We start from the raw sequence: 15,375 nt of genomic DNA, 5'->3' as shown, positions 1-15,375 counted from the left end.
CAGAGGGGTTCGAGGGCTGTAGGGCCTGGCTGCAGCGGCCCTTGCCTGAGACGCTGCGTACCAGTCTTGCCGGGTGCTTGCCGGGCGGCTGAGACGCTGCGTCTCAAGCCCACCGGTAATCACACAGCGCTTGTCGGAGCATGCCGGCAGGCGCTTAATGGCCGCACAACGACAAGAACAAACAGGAACCGGAGGTCTCATGCTTGCCGCGAACTCCCGAGCCCATGTCGATTGCGTCAGCCGGGTGCTGAAGAACGCCGGCCGCCTGCCCCAGGCGCCGGTGCCGCCGCTGATCCTCGACTCATGGCGCCGTTCCATGGAGCTGTACCGTCTTGACCCCGGGTCTCAGCAGGGGCCGCGCATCCTTTCCCAAAGCCTGCTCAACGAATGCCGCGAGCGCGCCGAACTGTTCCTGCGCATTGCCAGTGATGCCGTGGCACGCCTGCATGCACGGGTGCGTGGCGCCGACTATTGCGTGCTGCTGACCGATGCCTTGGGACGCACCATCGACTACCGGGTCGAATCGGTCATTCGCAACGACTGCCGCAAGGCCGGCCTGTACCTGGGCACCTGCTGGTCGGAGGGCGAGGAGGGCACCTGTGGTGTGGCGGCGGTGCTGACCAGCAAGGCGCCGGTCACGGTGCACAAGCGCGACCACTTTCGCGCCGCCTTCATCGGCCTGACCTGCACGGCGGCGCCGGTGTTCGACCCGCAGGGCGAGTTGCTTGGCGTGGTGGATGTGTCGGCCCTGCAATCCCCGGACGACCGACGCAGCCAGCACCTGATCCTGCAACTGGTGGAACAGACCGCACGGGAAATCGAAAACGCTTTTTTCATGCACAGCGCCCAGGGCCACTGGGTGATGCGCGCCCATGGCACGCCGGGCTACGTGGAGAGCCAGCCCGATTACTTGCTGGCCTGGGATGCCGACGGGCGCCTGCAGGCGATCAACAGCCTGGCCCGCGAGCGCCTGTTGGCGCGTCACGGGCGTTTGCCTGAACACATCGGTGAGCTGTTCGACATCGGCCAGCTGCGCCGCGCCAACGAGGCCTCGGCCCAGCGCCTGCCAGGTTGGGGCGGGTTGTACGGGCGGGTCAGCGCGCCCCAGCGGCGGGGCCGGGCGCAACCCTTGCAGCAAGCACAGGATGCGCGCCTCGAACAGCACCTTCGGTTGGCCACAAGGGTCAAGGATTGCAACCTGGCCGTACTGGTGCAGGGCGAGACCGGTGCCGGCAAGGAAGTCTTCGCGCGCCAGTTGCACCAGCAGAGCCAGCGCCGTGATGGGCCGTTCGTCACGCTGAACTGTGCGGCCATCCCTGAGAGCCTGATCGAGAGCGAGCTGTTCGGCTATGTCGCCGGGGCGTTTACCGGTGCGTCGAGCAAAGGTATGCAGGGGCTGCTGCAGCAGGCCGCTGGCGGCACCTTGTTCCTCGACGAGATTGGCGACATGCCGCTGAGCCTGCAGACCCGCCTGCTGCGGGTGCTGGCAGAAGGCGAAGTGGCGCCGCTAGGCGCTGCGCGGCGGGAGCGGGTGGATATCCAGGTGATCTGTGCAACCCACCGCGACCTGGCGGCGATGGTGAGCGATGGGCGTTTCCGTGAGGACCTGTATTTCCGTCTGGCCAATGCCCGGTTTGAGTTGCCGCCACTAAGGGAGCGGGAGGATCGGTTGGGCTTGATTCATCAGTTGCTGGCGGAGGAGGCCGAGGCTTGCGGGGTTGAGGTGATGCTGGCTGACGATGCGTTGCAGGCGCTGCTGGTGTACCGCTGGCCGGGGAATTTGCGCCAGCTGCGGCAGGTACTGCGTTATGCCTGTGCGGTCAGCGAAGGCGGGCAGGTGTGCCTGGAAAATCTGCCGCAGGAGGTGCGGGGTGATGCCGTGCCTGTGGCTGATGCCGGGGTATCGAGCCCGGCTCGGCAGTTGCTGCTCGATGCCTTGATACGGCATCGCTGGAAACCGGCGGAGGCGGCGCGGGCCTTGGGGATATCGCGGGCGACGTTGTATCGGCGGGTGCATGAGCACCGGATCGAGATGCCGAGGATGAAGGGGTAGGCCCTGACGGGCAATAAAAAACCCCGGCACTGGGCCGGGGTTTAGGTGCATCACGCTAACGCGATCACTCCTGGCTGGCCAGTTTGTGCTCGAGGTAGTGGATGTTCACGCCGCCTTTGCAGAAACCTTCATCACGCACCAGGTCGCGGTGCAGCGGGATGTTGGTCTTGATGCCGTCGACGACGATCTCGTCCAGGGCATTGCGCATGCGCGCCATGGCTTCGTCGCGGTCCTTGCCGTAGGTGATCAGCTTGCCGATCAGCGAGTCATAGTTCGGTGGAACCGAATAGCCGCTGTACAGGTGCGAATCGACGCGTACGCCATTGCCGCCCGGAGCGTGGAAGTGCTTGACCTTGCCAGGGCTCGGAATGAACTTCTTCGGGTCTTCGGCGTTGATCCGGCACTCCAGCGAGTGGCCACGGATGACCACGTCTTCCTGGCGGAACGACAGCTTGTTGCCAGCGGCGATGCTCAGCATCTCCTTGACGATGTCGATACCGGTGACCATCTCCGACACCGGGTGCTCAACCTGCACACGGGTGTTCATCTCGATGAAGTAGAAGCGACCGTTCTCGTACAGGAACTCGAAGGTACCGGCACCGCGGTAGCCGATCTCGATGCAGGCGTCGACACAACGCTTGTAGACTTCCTGACGGGCTTTCTCGTCGATGCCCGGGGCCGGGGCTTCTTCCAGCACCTTCTGGTGACGGCGCTGCAGCGAGCAGTCACGGTCGCCGAGGTGGATGGCGTTGCCCTGGCCGTCGGACAGTACCTGAACTTCCACGTGACGTGGGTTGGTCAGGAACTTCTCCAGGTAGACCATCGGGTTGCCGAAGGCAGCACCGGCTTCGGTACGGGTGAGCTTGGCCGAGGAAATCAGGTCCTCTTCCTTGTGCACCACGCGCATGCCGCGACCACCACCGCCACCGGCGGCCTTGATGATCACCGGATAGCCGACGTCACGAGCGATCGCCAGAGCGACCTCTTCGTCTTCTGGCAGCGGGCCATCGGAGCCCGGTACGGTCGGTACGCCCGACTTGATCATCGCGTCCTTGGCCGAAACCTTGTCGCCCATCAGGCGAATGGTGTCGGCTTTCGGGCCGATGAAGGCGAAACCGGACTTTTCCACCTGCTCGGCGAAATCGGCGTTTTCCGCGAGGAAGCCGTAACCCGGGTGGATCGCGGTGGCGCCGGTGACTTCGGCGGCAGCGATGATCGCCGGGATGTGCAGGTAGGAATCCTTGGACGATGCAGGGCCGATGCAGACCGACTCGTCTGCCAGGCCCAGGTGCATCAGTTCACGGTCGGCCGTGGAGTGCACGGCGACGGTCTTGATGCCCAGCTCTTTGCAGGCACGCAGGATCCGCAGGGCAATTTCCCCACGGTTGGCGATCAGGACTTTTTCGAGCTTCCCAGACATCGTTGGCTCTCCGCGATTCAAACGATGGTGAACAGCGGCTGGTCGAACTCAACCGGCTGGCCGTCTTCCACCAGGATGGCGTCGATGACACCGCCAACATCGGCTTCGATGTGGTTCATCATCTTCATGGCTTCGACGATGCACAGGGTGTCGCCTTTCTTCACGCTCTGGCCAACTTCAGCGAAGTTCGGCGAGGTCGGCGAAGGCTTGCGGTAGAAGGTACCGACCATCGGCGAACGGATCACGGTGCCTTTCAGGGCTGGAGCAGCAGCGGCTTCGGCGGCTGGAGCAGCAGCGGCAACCGGAGCAGCGACAGGCGCGGCAGCCATTGGCGCAGGTGCGTAGAACTGCTGGGCAGCCGGGGTCTTGCTGTGGCGGCTGATACGGACCGACTCTTCGCCTTCCTTGATCTCCAGCTCGTCGATGCCAGACTCTTCCAGCAGCTCGATCAGTTTCTTGACTTTACGGATATCCATTAATCATCAACTCCCAAAGGTTCGGTCAGGGGGCGAAATTTAAAAACGTATCTGAACGTTTCTCTGTAACCCCGGCCCACTGAGGCCAGGGTTTTCGTTATCAGGGCTGTGCGTTGGCAGCCAGTTGTTCCAGTGCAGACTCCAGGGCCAGGCGATAACCGCTGGCGCCCAGGCCGCAGATCACTCCTACTGCAACATCGGAAAAGTAGGAGTGGTGACGGAACGGTTCGCGTTTGTGCACGTTGGACAGGTGCACTTCGATGAATGGGATGCTCACCGCGAGCAATGCGTCACGTAATGCGACGCTTGTGTGGGTGAAAGCAGCCGGATTGATCAGGATGAAGTCCACACCCTCGTTGCGTGCGGCATGAATACGCTCGATGAGTTCGTACTCGGCATTGCTCTGCAGGTACTGCAAATGGTGGCCAGCGGCGCGGGCGCGCTGCTCCAGGTCCTGGTTGATCTGGGCCAGGGTCACGGCGCCGTAGTGGCCCGGTTCGCGAGTCCCGAGCAGGTTCAGGTTGGGGCCGTGGAGCACCAGTAGGGTTGCCATCTGCGGTTTCCTTGGATTTGTAGGGCAATTCGACACAGCGCGGCGAGTGTGCCGCAAAGCGACGGCAAGTGTCCAGTTCCCGGCAATAGCCAGCACGTTGCCCGAGGTTCGCGCGAAGTATGTGACCAAATAATTAATTCTGGTCACTCATTGGGAGAAATTTCCCGGCACGCGGGAAGTTATAGACCGAGTTTGCCACGCACGCGCGTCAGAATCTGCGCAAATTCGCCGGCGTTTATCTCGCCAATCACACGATCGGTGGTCATTTCGCTACCGTTCGCCGCAAAGAACAGCAACGCTGGCGGCCCGAACAGCTGATAGCGGTCGAGCAGCGTGCGCTGTTCGGCGCTGCTTTCGGTGATGTCGAAGCGCAGCAGCTTGAAGGCACCCAACGGCCCTTGAACCTGCGGCGCATTGAGCACTTCGTGTTCGATCACCTTGCAGCTGATGCACCAGTCGGCGTACCAGTCCAGCAGCACCGGTTGGCCAGCAGCCTTGGCCTCGGCCAGGGCGGCGTCCAGTGCGGCCGGGGTGGTGACGGTTTGCCAGGCATCGGCCTTGGCCACTGCACCGCTGACGGTGGCCGCAGCGGGGGGCGGCAGTGGGCGCAGCGGGTCACCTTGACCACTCAGCGCGCCGTACCAGCAGGCCAGCGCATACACCAGCAGCGCCAGGCCCAACAGTTGTGCCAGGCGTTGGCGTGGCGCCTTGACCACGAACTCCAGGGCACCGAGGAACAGCGCCACGCCAGCCGCCAGGAACCCGACCAGCAGCAAGGTCGCCGGCCCCGGCAAAATGCGGCTGAGCAGCCCGATGGCCAGGCCCAGCAGCAACACGCCTATGGCATTTTTCACGGTGTTCAGCCAAGGCCCGCTCTTCGGCAGCCAGGCCGCGCCACCGGTGGCAATCAGCAGCAACGGGGCGCCCATGCCCAGGCCCAGGGCGAACAGCTTGAGCGCGCCGCCCACGGCATCGCCGCTGGCGCTGATGTACAGCAAGGCGCCGGCCAGCGGCGCCGACACGCAGGGCGAGACCAGCAGGCTGGAAAGCACGCCGAGCAGTGCCGCACCGAGCAGCGAGCCGCCCCGGGTGTGGTTGGCGATGTTATTCAGGCGGTTGTTCAGGGCCTGCGGCAACTTGAGCTCGAACAGGCCGAACATGGCCAGGGCGAACACCACGAAGAACAGTGCGAAAGGCACCAGCACCCAGGCCGATTGCAGGCGTGCCTGCAGGTTCAGGCCAGCGCCGAACAGGCCCATCAGCGCGCCGAGCACGGCGAAGCTGGCGGCCATCGGCAGCACGTAGGCCAGCGACAGCGCGAGGCCGCGCAGGCCACCGACCTGGCCGCGCAGGACCACGCCAGACAGGATCGGCAGCATCGGCAGCACGCACGGGGTGAAGGTCAGGCCGACCCCGGCGAGGAAGAACAGCAGCAGTGACTTCCAGCTCCAGCCCTGTTGGTTACCTGCAGGCAGGGCGGCGCCAGCAGCGGGAACTTCGCCATCAATGTTCAGGCGCTCGGTTTCCGGCGGGTAGCACAGGCCCTTGTCGGCGCAGCCCTGGTAGCCCACCAGCAGGGTGAAGGCGCGGGCGTCGGTACGTGGGATCTCGATATCGAGCACGCCGTGGTACACCTCGACGTCGCCGAAGAACTCGTCGTGCTTGGCTTCGCCCTTGGGGATGCTTGGCGGGCCGAGGGCGATGTCTGCCGGTTCCGTGCGGAAATGGAAGCGGTGGCGGTACAGGTAGTAACCGTCGGTGGCGACGAAGCGCAGCTTGAGGGTTTGCGCGTCGGCCTGCACCAGGCTGAGCTTGAAGGCTTCGTGCACCGGCAGGAAGTCGGCATTGTTGGACAGCGAAGCGGCGCCGAGGGTGGCGCTGGGGCGGTTGTCGAGCAGGCCCGAGGCGAAAGCAGGGCTGGCCAGCAGCAGGAACAGCAGGAAAAACAGGCGGCGCATGGCGGACTCGCGAGGTGGAACGTGCCCGCATGATAACGGAGTTGGCGCAGGTTGAAAGGGACGGCGACACATGGCGCCAGCTGTGTATTGCCTGTGCCGGCCTCAGACCCTGAACGCCCGCACTGCCTTGCTCAGCTCCCCGCCCAGGCTCAGCAGTTGCTGCCCCTGCTCGCGCCCTTCGCCAATACGCTGCAGGTTGTCTTCGCCCAACTGGTGAATCCGCTCACTGTGATCGCGAATCTCACTCACCGCGCCACTCTGTTGGGCGGTGACATCGGCAATGCGCACCGCCGTATCGGCAATCGTGCGGATCGCGCTGACGATCTCATCCAGCGCGCCATCGGCGGCCTGGGCCTGGTTGGCGGTGGCTTCGGCATGTTCAAGCTGGGTGCGCATCCCGGCCACCGACTCGCGCGCGGCCTGCTGCAGGCGGTCGATCAGGGCCTGGATCTCGCCGGTAGCCCCCGTGGTGCGCTGCGCCAGTGAGCGCACCTCGTCGGCGACCACCGCGAAGCCACGGCCCATCTCACCCGCACGGGCGGCCTCGATGGCGGCATTCAATGCCAGCAGGTTGGTCTGTTCGGCGATGGAGCGAATCACCGTCAGCACCCCACCAATGGTGGCCGATTCCTCGGCCAGCTGTTCGATCATGCGCGCGTTGCCCTGCACTTCTTCGACCAGCGCCCGCAGCCCCGAGAGGCTCTGGCCGATCACCGTCTGGCCCTGTTCCACGGCACGGCCGGCATCGCGGCTGGCATCGGCGGCGGAGCTGGCGTCACCGGCCACTTGCTGAATGGTCGCTTCCAGCTCGCCCAGCGCATTGCGAATCTGCCCGGTGTCGCCGGCCTGGCGCTCGGCGCCGTGGTGCAGGGCGGCGCTCATGCCGGCCAGGGCGTGGCTGCTGCCGGCGACTTGCTCGGCGTTGTGGCGGATGGTGCCGACCAGCTCCACCAGGTACTGGCGCAGGCGGTTGAGCGAGTCCTGGATGTCGTGCAGCTCGCGGTTGGTCTTGCCCAGCGCGATAGGCGCGGCAAAGTCGCCTTCGGCCCAGCGCGACAAGGCCGGGGCCAGGCTGGTCAAAGTGCGGGCCAGGCGCCGCTGCAAGGTGTCGATGAGCAAGGCGATCAGCAGGATCAGGCCGATCATCAGCCCCTGGATGATGCGCACTTCGCCAGCGATCTTTGCGTGCTGGCCGCGCACTTCCGGCTCCAGGCTGGCAATGGCCAGTTGCACGGCTTCGAGCCGCTGGTTGGTGCTGGCGGCCAGGGCGGTGCGGCGCTCGATCTGTTCGCGGGTGCGTTGCAGCTCGGCGGGGTAGCGGGTGAGCAGGCTTTGCAGCTCGCGCTTGAGGCCGACCGCCACGTCTTCCTGCTGCTCGCTGGCCTGGGACTCCAGGCCCATCATGGCGGCGAAGTCGTCGGCGCTGGATGCGGCGGCTCGGGTCACGCCCAGCAGCGGCAGGCCGTCGATGACCTGGGCCTGGGTGCGGATCAGTTGCAGTTCGCGCTCGACTTCGTCGGCCAGCTCGGCGCGGCCGCTGCTGACCAGTTTGTCCCGGGCCAGCGATAGCCGGCCCAGGTGCACGGTGGCGTCGAGCAGTGGCAGCAGATAGCGGTTGGCTTCGCTGCTGCCGCTGTCGCGGGCATAGGCCGTCAGCTGTTCGAAGTTGGCCCCAAGCTCCCGTTCGGCCTGCAGCAGCAGGGCCTGCGGGTCGCCGGCCAGCTTGCCGGCGGCGAGCAGTTCGTTGGCGGTGAAGGCCTGCAGGGTGTCCAGGCTCGGGCGCAGCGTGCTGGCGAGCTCTGCTGGCCAGTCGGTCAGCGAGGCTTCGAGCTGCTGGTTGGCGTCGACGGCAGCGGCGTGGCGCAAGGCATCGCCACTGCCCAGGTAAGCCTGGATGTTGCGCGCAGTCTGGTTCTGGAACTGCTGCGACAGGCCCAGGTAGCGCTCCATCAACTGATAGGGCCGCTCCAGGGCGCGTTGCGACCACCACAAGGTCGCGCCCAGGGCGATACACACGGTCACCAGCAACAGGGTGTTGAAATTGGTCAGCCACTTCAGGCGCATAGCCGCGAACTTCCTGCGGGGGAGTCGAGAGATAGGTGCCTGAATTTATGGCGAATTTGTTACCAGGTGATGACGATGGTGGCGTTGAGCTATTGCGCGCGACGGTTACAGGTCGACCCTGACCACACAGTTACGCCCGGCATGCTTGGCCCGGTACAGCGCCTCGTCCGCCGTGCTGGCCATGCTCAGCGCATCCAGCTCATCAATCAGCTGCACCACCCCGGCACTGAAGGTGCATTGCAGATCTTCCGGCTGCGCCGGGTACAGAATTTCGGCAAAGCGCCGGCGAATCTCGTCCAGCACCTTGTGCGCGGCTTCCAGCGAGGTGTTGGGCATGACGATGGCGAACTCCTCGCCACCATAGCGGCCAATGAAGTCGGTCTTGCGCAGGCGCTGCTTGAGGAACAGCGCCAGGCTCTTGATCACCCGGTCGCCCATGGGGTGGCCGTGGCGGTCGTTGATCTTCTTGAAGTGGTCGATGTCGAGCATGGCGAAGCTCAGCGGTTGTCGCTCGCGGCGGGCGCGGTAGCTGCAGTCTTCGAGCAGTTGCAGGATGTGAGTGTGGTTGTACAGCCCGGTCAGGCTGTCGCGGACCATGCGCGCCTTGAGGTGGCGGGCACGGGCGGCGCGGTTGCGCACGGTGGTGATGAGGTGCCGCGAGCGGAACGGCTTGGTCAGAAAGTCGTCGCCGCCCTCGCTCATGGCGTCGAGCTGCTTGTCCAGGTCGTCCTCGGCGGACAGGTAGATGATCGGCACGCTGACGTAGCGGTCATTGTGACGGATCACCTTGGCCAGCTCCGGGCCGGAGCACGTCGGCATGTACAGGTCGAGGATGATCAGGTCGGGCTGGAAGTCGGCAAGCTCGACCATGGCGCGGATCGGGTCGTTCAGGCTGCGGGTCAGCATGCCGGCGCTGGCCAGTACCCGTTCGGTATGCAGGGCCTGGGCGCGTGAATCGTCGATGATCAGCACGCGCAAGGGGTCTTGCTGTGCGTGGCTGGTCATGGCTTCGAGTTTTTCCAGCAAGCTGGAGGCTTCCAGCGTACCGGTCAGAAACGCCTGGCCGCCAGCGCGCACTGCGGCCAGGCGAGTCGGCGTATCGGCTTCGTGCAGGCTGAAGAACAGCAGCGGTATGGGCTGCGCCTGGCCCCGCTGCGCCAGCGCCGCCAACGGCAGGCCAGCACCGGGGCCGGAAAAGTCGACATCCATGACGATGGCGGCCGGAGGCTGCTCGGCCAGCGAAGCCAGAAACGCACTGGCGCAGGGCTGCGGCTGCGCGCTCAGGCCGAAGAATTCCAGCTGCTGGGCGAGGCGCTCGGCACGTTCATGGTCGTGCAGCAGCAGGTAGACCGGTTTGCGCGCAGGTGGCAGCTCCAGCTGATCGGGCTGGTCGCCATGGCGCAGACGCGTACGCGACAGGCGCTGCAACAGCTGGTCGAGCTCCTGCGAGAGGTGCTCCTGGCTCGGCTCTGCGGCTTGGGTCATGTCCTGGCTACTTATTAGTGGGCTATGCAGGTTCGATGATGGCTCTATGCTAGCACCACTTTTTCCACCCGTACGTGCGCCGCATCAACAAAGGCTCGCGAACGAATATTCAGTTACTGACTCATTGGTCGCTTATGCGTACGGCGGCGTCTGCTTTATAGTGCTGCGACGCGGGCTTGCCGTGGCACCCTGGCGTTGGCCTGTGGTCCAAGCCCTGAACCGTCGTGACTGATTAAGGACAAAGCCATGCTGGACTGGAAAAACCGCGAGGCCAAAGCCGAGCCCCGCGAGCGTGTCGATGGCCGCCGTGCCGCTGCCCGTAGCTATCTGGGCGGGCTCTGGAGCCGTGCCCTGGGGACCCTGATCGGGTTGTACCTGCTGGTGTGCCTGGGCCTTGGCTGGTATTGGAGCGAAGAGCCGGCGCTGTTCCCGGTGCAGCAGAATGCCCAGGCCGCCGCCGAGCGCAACGGCCAGCAGATGGTGGTGGGCTATACCACTATCGAAACCCTCAAGACCGTGGCCGGCACCCTGTTGAACAAGCCGGGTGGCTACATCTCCAACGACCGCTTCCCGCCCGGGCTGTGGCTGGACAACATGCCGAGCTGGGAATACGGCGTGCTGGTGCAGGTGCGCGACCTGTCCCGGGCCCTGCGCAAGGACTTCGCCCGTTCGCAGTCGCAGTCCACCGAAGATGCCGACCTGGCCAAGGCCGAGCCGCGCTTCAACTTTGACAACAAGAGCTGGATCCTGCCGTCGAGCGAGTCGGAGTTCGAAGAGGGCATCAAGTCGCTGAGCCGCTACCAGGCCCGCCTGGCCGCTGGTGACAAGGGCGCCGCCTTCTATACCCGCGCCGACAACCTGAACAACTGGCTGGGTGACGTGGCCACCCGCCTGGGTTCGCTGTCGCAGCGCCTGTCGGCCAGTGTTGGCCGGGTCAAGCTCAACACCACCCTGAAGACCGAGTCGGTAGTCCCCGGCCAGGCGCCGCAGGTGGATGAAGAGCTGGTAGAAACCCCGTGGCTGCAGATCGACAACGTGTTCTACGAAGCCCGTGGCCAGGCCTGGGCGCTGTCGCACCTGCTGCGCGCCATCGAGGTCGACTTCGCCGACGTGCTGGCGAAGAAGAACGCCACCGTCAGCGTGCGCCAGATCATTCGTGAGCTGGAAGCCTCGCAGGAACCGCTGTGGAGCCCGATGGTGCTCAATGGCAGTGGCTTCGGCATGTGGGCCAACCATTCGCTGGTCATGGCCAACTACATCTCCCGGGCCAATGCTGCGGTCATCGACCTGCGTCAGCTGCTGTCGCAGGGTTGAGCATGGCCATCAGCGCCAACGAGGCCGCCCACCGGGCGGCTTCCGACCGTGAACTGGTCGCCTGGGTCGACGCCGCCGACCAGGTGCTCGGCGCGCTGCCCAGGGCCGAGCTGCGTGAGCGCGGGCTGATCGGCCGCTGCACGTTCATCCTGCTGTTCAACAGTGCCGGTGAGCTGTGCGTACACCGGCGGGCTTTGAGCAAGGCGCTGTACCCGGGGTACTGGGACGTGGCGGCCGGAGGCATGGTGACGGCGGGGGAGGCGTATGACGACTCGGCTGCCCGCGAGCTGGCCGAGGAGCTGGGTATCGACGGCGTCGACCTGCGCTTTCATGAGCGCTTCTATTTCGATATGCCGGATAACCACCTGTGGTGTGCGGTGTATTCGGCGGTGTCGGATGCGCCACTGCGGTTGCAGCCGGAGGAAGTGATCGAGGCGAAGTTCATCAGCCTTGAGCAAGCCGAGCAGGAAAGCCTGACCAAGCCGTATTGCCCGGACTCGCTGGCCGCATTGCAGCGCTACAAGGCCAGCCTGAAATGAAGCTGGGGCCGCATCGCTGCCCCAAGGTCGCAAAACATTCGCAAAATGGCGCATTCCAGTACTTAGCAACGGCCTGATTTATCGTTACACTGCGCGCCCTTTTCGGGCTGCCGCAGGATCTTGCGGCAGTAGCGCCGCCCCTGCCAGAGTGGGGCTTCGCGGTCGGGCTCAACCCCTGGGGCCGACCAGTTTTTGTCCTCAGCACAGAGGAACAAAAGTGGCCAAGAAAGCTTCTTCCTTCGCCGCCCTTGGCGGTCTCGTTTACTCCACCGATGCCGGTCGGCACTGCCCCGACTGTGGCCAGCCGGTGGACGCCTGCACCTGCAAGCAGCAAGTCATCCCCGAAGGTGACGGCATCGCCCGTGTGCGTCGTGAAAGCAAAGGCCGTGGCGGCAAGACCGTGACGACCGTCACCGGCGTGCCGCTGCCGCTCGACTCGCTCAAGGAGCTGGCCACCACCCTCAAGCGCCGCTGCGGTACCGGCGGTGCACTCAAGGATGGGGTCATCGAGATCCAGGGCGACCACGTCGAGCTGCTGATCGCCGAGCTGATCAAACAGGGCTTCAAGGCGAAAAAGGCCGGCGGCTGATACGCCCAGGCGATTTTTTGCCCAACGCTTTCTAAACTCGTTCCCGTGACCAGGGTCTACCCCAGGGCACGGACGAATCGTCATTTTTGGCTTTTACACTGCGCCCGCCTCCTCGTGGGGCAGTGTCTTCGACTTATCTATAGGGGACTTGAATGTCCGTACGACGCACACGCAAAGACGATGGTAGCCAATGGACCGTGGCCGACAGCCGCAGTGTTTACGGCATCCGCCATTGGGGCGCTGGTTATTTCGCCATCAATGAAGCCGGGCGCGTCGAAGTGCGCCCTAACGGCCCCAGCAGCGCGCCGATCGACCTGTTCGAACAGGTCGACGAGCTGCGTCAGAGCGGCCTGTCGCTGCCACTGCTGGTGCGCTTCCCCGACATCCTGCAGGACCGTGTGCGCCAGCTGACCGGTGCCTTCGATGCCAACATCGCGCGCCTGGAATACCAGAGCCAGTACACCGCGCTGTACCCGATCAAGGTCAACCAGCAGGAAGCGGTGGTGGAAAACATCATCGCCACGCAGAACGTCTCGATCGGCCTGGAAGCCGGTTCCAAGCCCGAGCTGCTGGCGGTCCTGGCGCTGGCGCCGAAAGGCGGCACCATCGTCTGCAACGGCTACAAGGATCGCGAGTTCATCCGCTTGGCGCTGATGGGCCAGAAGCTCGGCCATAACGTGTTCATCGTCATCGAGAAAGAGTCGGAAGTGGCTCTGGTGATCGACGAGGCCGCCGACCTCAAGGTCAAGCCACAGGTCGGCCTGCGCGTGCGCCTGTCGTCGCTGGCGTCGAGCAAGTGGGCAGACACCGGGGGCGAGAAGTCCAAGTTCGGTTTGTCCGCCGCCCAGCTGATCTCGGTGGTGCAGCGCTTCCGCGATGCCGGCCTGGACCAGGGCATCCGCCTGCTGCACTTCCACATGGGCTCGCAGATTGCCAACCTGGCCGACTACCAGCACGGTTTCAAGGAAGCGATTCGCTACTACGGCGAACTGCGTGCGTTGGGCCTGCCGGTGGACCATATCGACGTCGGCGGTGGCCTGGGCGTGGACTACGACGGGACCCACTCGCGTAACGCCAGCTCGATCAACTACGACATGGATGACTACGCCGGCGTGGTGGTGGGCATGCTCAAGGAGTTCTGCGACGCGCAGGGCCTGCCGCACCCGCACATCTTCTCCGAGAGCGGCCGTTCGCTGACGGCGCACCACGCGATGCTGGTGATCCAGGTGACCGACGTCGAGAAGCACAACGACGACGTGCCAACCATCGAGAACAAGGAAGCCCTGCCGGAAACCGTGCAATGGCTGGTCGATCTGCTGGGCCCGACCGACATCGAGATGGTCACCGAAACCTACTGGCGCGCCACCCACTACATGGGTGACGTGGCGGCGCAGTATGCCGATGGCAAGCTCAGCCTGGCTGAAAAAGCCTTGGCCGAGCAGTGTTACTTCGCCGTGTGCCGCCGCCTGCACAACTCGCTGAAGGCCCGCCAGCGCTCGCACCGCCAGGTGCTGGACGAGCTCAACGACAAGCTGGCCGACAAGTACATCTGCAACTTCTCGGTGTTCCAGAGCCTGCCGGACACCTGGGCCATCGGCCAGGTACTGCCGATCATCCCGCTGCACCGCCTGGACGAAGAGCCGATGCGTCGTGCGGTGCTGCAGGACCTGACCTGCGACTCCGACGGCAAGATCAACCAGTACGTCGACGAGCAGAGCATCGAGACCAGCATGCCGGTGCATGCGGTCAACGAAGGTGAGGACTACCTGCTGGGCGTGTTCCTGGTCGGTGCCTACCAGGAAATCCTCGGCGACATGCACAACCTGTTCGGTGACACCGACTCGGTGAACATCTACCAGAACGCCGATGGCAGCGTGTATCACGCCGGTATCGAGACCCACGACACCATCGAAGACATGCTGCGTTACGTGCACCTGTCACCGGAGGAGTTGATGACTCATTACCGTGACAAGGTGGCCAGCGCCAAGATCAGCGCCCGTGAGCGGACCCAGTTCCTGGATGCGTTGCGTCTGGGGCTGACGCGTTCTTCCTACCTCTCCTCGTGATCGCAGGGTGTCCGCCGGGGCACCTTCAGCGCCTATGAGACCGAGCGCCGCCCGCGCGGCGCTCGATTTACGCGCCCCCGCAAAACCCGAGGCTTGCACCCTCAGCCAACCCACAAACCTCGCTGCTTCAACCGCCAGCCAACCCACCCCAACGTCACCGCCCGCAACGCCATGAACGCAAGAAAGGCCAACCACAACCCATGGTTGCCAACCCCGCTCATGACCACCCCAAAGGGCAGCGCAATCAGCACCGACAGCACCATCGCATTGCGCATCTCCCGCGCCCGCGTTGCGCCGATGAACAGCCCGTCGAGCAAGTAGCTCCACACCGCAATCAACGGCAGCAGCGCCAGATACGGCAGGTACGGATAAGCCGCTGCCCGCACGCTATCGATATCGGTCTGCAAGTCGATGAACAGATGCCCGCCCAGCAGGAACAAACCGGCAAACCCCACACTGGTGATCAGCGACCAACCACAGGCCACCACCAACGACCGGCGCAAGGTATCCCGGTCCCGCGCACCAATGGCATGCCCGCACAGCGCCTCCACGGCATGCGCCAGGCCATCGAGGGCGTAGGCGGTGAGCAGCAGCCCGTTGAGCAGCAGAGCATTGGCCGCCACGGTGGCTTCACCCAGGCGCGCGCCCTGCACGGTGATCAGCAGGAACACCAGCTGCAGCGCCAGGCTGCGCAGGAAAATGTCACGGTTCACCGCCAGCAACGGCCGCCAGGCCTGCCAGCGCTTGAGCGCAGCCCAGGCGATCTGCCCGGGGTAGGCGCGCAGGGCCGGGCGGGTCAAAGCCAGGCCGAGCAATGCGGCGCACCATTCGGCGACCACCGAGGCCCGTGCCGAACCC

12 protein-coding genes are annotated in these 15,375 nt (G+C 64.7%); 5 read left to right on the top strand and 7 right to left on the bottom strand.

Going from position 1 to position 15,375, the window contains the following annotated elements; translation table 11 throughout:
• The first annotated feature begins 199 nt into the window (after positions 1 to 199).
• Positions 200 to 2,053: a sigma-54-dependent Fis family transcriptional regulator gene (locus F6X59_RS15265; protein WP_152956926.1), complete on the top strand. Its 1,854-nt coding sequence runs from the start codon at positions 200 to 202 to the stop codon at positions 2,051 to 2,053.
• A gap of 64 nt (positions 2,054 to 2,117) precedes the next feature.
• Here F6X59_RS15265 and accC read toward each other — a convergent pair whose 3' ends face one another.
• The 6 genes from accC to F6X59_RS15235 form a co-directional block, all read right to left on the bottom strand.
• Positions 2,118 to 3,473 (bottom strand): acetyl-CoA carboxylase biotin carboxylase subunit, encoded by a 1,356-nt coding sequence (gene accC, locus F6X59_RS15260; RefSeq protein ID WP_152956925.1) that lies wholly within the window; start codon positions 3,471 to 3,473, stop codon positions 2,118 to 2,120.
• Between the two features lie 17 nt (positions 3,474 to 3,490).
• Positions 3,491 to 3,949 (bottom strand): acetyl-CoA carboxylase biotin carboxyl carrier protein, encoded by a 459-nt coding sequence (gene accB, locus F6X59_RS15255; RefSeq protein WP_152956924.1) that lies wholly within the window; start codon positions 3,947 to 3,949, stop codon positions 3,491 to 3,493.
• Between the two features lie 100 nt (positions 3,950 to 4,049).
• Entirely contained in the window at positions 4,050 to 4,502 is a 453-nt protein-coding gene (aroQ, locus tag F6X59_RS15250; RefSeq protein WP_027920816.1) for a type II 3-dehydroquinate dehydratase, read from the bottom strand.
• A 179-nt stretch (positions 4,503 to 4,681) separates the two neighbouring features.
• The gene (locus F6X59_RS15245; RefSeq protein WP_152956923.1) at positions 4,682 to 6,460 is read right to left on the bottom strand and encodes a protein-disulfide reductase DsbD; all 1,779 of its coding nucleotides are present in this window, start codon (positions 6,458 to 6,460) and stop codon (positions 4,682 to 4,684) included.
• A gap of 102 nt (positions 6,461 to 6,562) precedes the next feature.
• Entirely contained in the window at positions 6,563 to 7,342 is a 780-nt protein-coding gene (locus F6X59_RS28985; protein ID WP_372240402.1) for a methyl-accepting chemotaxis protein, read from the bottom strand.
• 1,287 nt (positions 7,343 to 8,629) lie between these two features.
• The gene (locus F6X59_RS15235) at positions 8,630 to 10,009 is read right to left on the bottom strand and encodes a diguanylate cyclase (protein WP_152956921.1); all 1,380 of its coding nucleotides are present in this window, start codon (positions 10,007 to 10,009) and stop codon (positions 8,630 to 8,632) included.
• A gap of 246 nt (positions 10,010 to 10,255) precedes the next feature.
• On the opposite strand from F6X59_RS15235, the gene F6X59_RS15230 reads away from it, so the two are divergent.
• The 4 genes from F6X59_RS15230 to speA all read left to right on the top strand — a co-directional run bounded on the left by F6X59_RS15230 (position 10,256) and on the right by speA (position 14,517).
• The gene (locus F6X59_RS15230; RefSeq protein ID WP_152956920.1) at positions 10,256 to 11,323 is read left to right on the top strand and encodes a DUF2333 family protein; all 1,068 of its coding nucleotides are present in this window, start codon (positions 10,256 to 10,258) and stop codon (positions 11,321 to 11,323) included.
• Positions 11,324 to 11,325: 2 nt separating this feature from the next.
• Positions 11,326 to 11,862 carry an NUDIX hydrolase gene (locus tag F6X59_RS15225; RefSeq protein WP_152956919.1) on the top strand — a complete coding sequence of 179 codons (537 nt, stop codon included), beginning with the start codon at positions 11,326 to 11,328 and terminating at the stop codon, positions 11,860 to 11,862.
• Between the two features lie 217 nt (positions 11,863 to 12,079).
• Entirely contained in the window at positions 12,080 to 12,451 is a 372-nt protein-coding gene (locus tag F6X59_RS15220) for a translation initiation factor Sui1 (RefSeq protein WP_346654028.1), read from the top strand.
• A gap of 152 nt (positions 12,452 to 12,603) precedes the next feature.
• Positions 12,604 to 14,517, top strand: a complete 1,914-nt coding sequence (gene speA / locus F6X59_RS15215) for an arginine decarboxylase (RefSeq protein WP_152956918.1) — start codon at positions 12,604 to 12,606, stop codon at positions 14,515 to 14,517.
• Positions 14,518 to 14,618: 101 nt separating this feature from the next.
• Here speA and F6X59_RS15210 read toward each other — a convergent pair.
• Positions 14,619 to 15,375, bottom strand: a 757-nt coding sequence (locus F6X59_RS15210; RefSeq protein ID WP_256669338.1) for an MATE family efflux transporter, incomplete at its 5' end; no start/stop codon positions are given.

Origin of the sequence: Pseudomonas sp. MN1F, from assembly GCF_009391885.1 — a bacterium.
GTDB lineage: Bacteria > Pseudomonadota > Gammaproteobacteria > Pseudomonadales > Pseudomonadaceae > Aquipseudomonas.
This window is presented reverse-complemented; position numbering and strand designations above follow the sequence as displayed.